General features: G+C 29.2%; 3 protein-coding genes and 1 pseudogene. 2 read left to right on the forward strand and 2 right to left on the reverse strand.

The genetic code is table 11. The annotated features are described in order from the left end of the window. Positions 1-2: 2 nt before the first annotated feature. Both RWN11_RS08300 and RWN11_RS08005 read left to right on the forward strand, forming a co-directional pair. Positions 3-59 (forward strand): 50S ribosomal protein L33, encoded by a 57-nt coding sequence (locus RWN11_RS08300; RefSeq protein WP_078373592.1) that lies wholly within the window; start codon positions 3-5, stop codon positions 57-59. 401 nt (positions 60-460) lie between these two features. Beyond that, on the forward strand, positions 461-1,723 hold the full coding sequence (locus RWN11_RS08005) for a hypothetical protein (protein ID WP_314161212.1): 1,263 nt from the start codon (positions 461-463) through the stop codon (positions 1,721-1,723). A gap of 82 nt (positions 1,724-1,805) precedes the next feature. On the opposite strand, the gene RWN11_RS08010 is transcribed toward RWN11_RS08005, so the two are convergent. Further along, positions 1,806-2,495, reverse strand: coding sequence for a hypothetical protein (locus RWN11_RS08010; RefSeq protein ID WP_314161213.1), 690 nt, complete (start codon positions 2,493-2,495; stop codon positions 1,806-1,808). A gap of 15 nt (positions 2,496-2,510) precedes the next feature. Further along, positions 2,511-3,034 (reverse strand): annotated as a pseudogene (locus RWN11_RS08015) (kinase); the annotation flags it as partial.

Below are 3,034 nucleotides of genomic sequence, written 5' to 3' on the forward strand. Positions count from 1 at the left end.
AATTGAAGAAATACTCACCAAAACTTCGCAAACACGTTGTGTTTACAGAAGTGAAATAATAGGTCATTACGTTTCAGTAGAAACGAAAAAACCTTGATTTAACGCGATTCTTGAATTTTCGAATTTCAATGTATTGCAATAAAAATCAACCGGATGACTACATTTTTGACTACATTTTTTGTGAAATAAATTAGAAGTTCGGATATATAAGAAACACCCTAGTTCATTGTGAACTAGGGTGTTTCTTATAAGCTAAATCAATAATTTTCTTATATAGATAAATGAATTATTAGATTAGATCATGAGATAATAAACAGGAAGAACTAACTTCACAGCAAAATTAAATGTAATAAATTATTCAATTTCTAGAAAATTGATTTTGAACTAATGTAGAAATACTGTAGTATAATAGGTTTAAAGAATTAATAGTAAAAAATCAATAAAGTAGGATGGACATATCATGAAAAATCATGAAGATCAAGATTTGGAACAATTAAAATCAGATTTAGAAAATTATTTTAACGAAATCATACCCCAAAACGACGGAGAGATTTTTTACTTTAAAGATAAGAAATTTTTTTTAGAACAGTTTAGCCCTTGGCATCAAGATAAGGGTAACAATCTGATTAATGAATTTATAAAAAAAGTTGAGAAGTCTGAAACAACTATGGACTTCTCTTGGCTGAGGATTCTACCGGATGACTTAAAAAAAGAAATAGAAAAAGTAGGTAGACATTTGAATATGCGCTACCAAATTCCAACTCATTTTCATGGAGATATAGATACAGCTACTATTTTCCACTGTTTGGAAAATCCTAGAGGCTATTTAGGGGCTTATCAAGATAATCAAATTGATAAAGGCCTCGAGGAAACAAGCCTAAAAGGATATTATGGAAAAACCGAGATTTTGATAGCTGGTACTGAAAAAAAGAAAACTATTAAAAATATTAAAAAGATCTTAAAAGGATATAAAGAAAAGGAAAAGGAAATTGATATTAAATCAATTATAGAAAGAAGATATAAATTAAAAAGTATTAAAGACGTCAAAGATATCATTTATAGTAATCAAAGCAATTTAATGAGTGAAATTAAACATATGTTTGATTTAAAATCTAAGTTCGATTTCAAAAACAAGTCTAAAAAAAGTCAAAAAAATCTGTTAGAAAATTATTACTATTTGAGAGAGTATTATTCTCAACTTATTCAGATAAATAAGGTATTAGATTTTATAGAACTGGAAGAAAAGCAAGAGGAAATTGAAAATATTGCTCAACAAATATGTGATTTAGAAATTTATCCTTTTTCATGTGCTCAACCTGATTTAGGTGAAAATGGCATTGGTGAAAAGATTATTCTCAATTCAGACTTATCTAAGTTGGGTGCGTTCATTGTACTGAGAAGAATCTATAAATATTTATATAATAAGGAATCGCAAAAACCGGTTTTTGTTTTTCGTAAATATGATACAGCATGGGAGAAATTGTTTAGAAAATTATTTAAAGAAGCAAAGGATGAAGATTTTGCTAATAATGTTATGGAAAAACTAGAAAATAATTTCTTTTACTGTCAGTTACGACCAATAGGAGGAGGAATAACCGATGGAAATGTGATATCAGTTCCAAACTATAGAAAATTTATGGATATGAAAGAGTCTGCTTTTGATGAAATTACAAAATCACTACCTCGAATTGATGTAAAAATAATTGAAAAAGATAACTTATAGCCAAATGGAAAAATTACAAATAAGCAATACGTCTAAAATCAAAAAAGAGCAATATTGCTCTTTTTAATATACGTATAAACTCTCAATCACGGTCTTCTGGAATAAATACATGAATATCAGCTTCATCACTTTGATTCCAATGAATGAATATTCTGCGACCTAATATCTTTTCTTCTATCTTAATTTCTTCAATTTCATAATAAACTTCTTCATTTGCATTATTACTTTTCTCAAGATATTTTTTCACTTGTTGCTCGAATCTCAACTGTCCAGCATATTCCTTGGAGTTTCGATTTGCTCTAAAATCTTGAGGTGAGATATTGCTTTTATTATTTTTACCAAAAAATTGATTGGATTGTGAGTTATTAGCATTACGTTCATCATTTGTAAGTAAATACTTATCAAATGAGTCAGCAATAAAATGACCTCGATCTTTTGTATTCTCACCTGGAATGGATGGGTCATCAGCATTAGGACTTCTGTCCTTAACGTGGTTGACATTACTTAGAGCAGCAACGAAATAGTTAGCTTTAGGTTCTTTTCTAAGTATAACCTTCCACATTATTGGGTTATCACGATATATAGGTTTTTGGACTACTCTACAATCCATTTTTACTTTGTCCAAAAATATATAATATTTACCATCTTCAGTTGGTAGCATTTTCCAATTTTTAAACCCACAATTCCAATCATCAATGTTCAAATTATTACTGTGAGAGGTCCGCGCTATTTGTGTTAATGTAGTTTCTATAATATTATTTTCTTTTGCCATAATATGTTTCTTAATTTATCTTTCTAATATGGATTCAATCATTGGTTCAATCCCATTTTCAATCAAGTTATCTACCTTACGCTGAGCAGAAAAACGCCCAACTTCATAGGCTACATAGTGTAAAATCTGAGCAGCCACTTCTTTAACATTGAATGAAAATTGTTCCTTTAGAACTCTATAAGAAAGGGTAGCAAAAGAGTCTGCATCTTCAAATCGTTTCAAATATTGCTCATAGTTAGAATGAATCGTCTGAATGATATAAATCGCATGTGTATCATCTAACTTCATAAAAATCATTAAGCTTTCAATAAAAACATTACTTTTTTTTATACATGCTTGACATAACTCTCTTGCTGGCATTTCATAGATATAGTTTTCTATGTCGTCATCAAAAACACCGTTGCTAATTTTTTCCCATATTGTCTTCTTAAAAGCATCGTCGCTTCTAATTCTCAACCATGCATTTAATGCACTCAACATTTCAGTAGCATCTTGATACCTATAATCAGGTTCTAAATTCGTAGCTTTTTCACTAACAG

The sequence above is a fragment of the uncultured Gemella sp. genome, assembly GCF_963519265.1.
In the GTDB taxonomy this organism is placed as follows: domain Bacteria; phylum Bacillota; class Bacilli; order Staphylococcales; family Gemellaceae; genus Gemella.

Bases quoted from the DNA above. Each gene is read 5' to 3' on its own strand.
- RWN11_RS08005 (WP_314161212.1), top strand. From the start codon at position 461: ATGAAAAATCATGAAGATCAAGATTTGGAACAATTAAAATCAGATTTA.
- RWN11_RS08010 (WP_314161213.1), bottom strand. From the start codon at position 2,495: ATGGCAAAAGAAAATAATATTATAGAAACTACATTAACACAAATAGCG.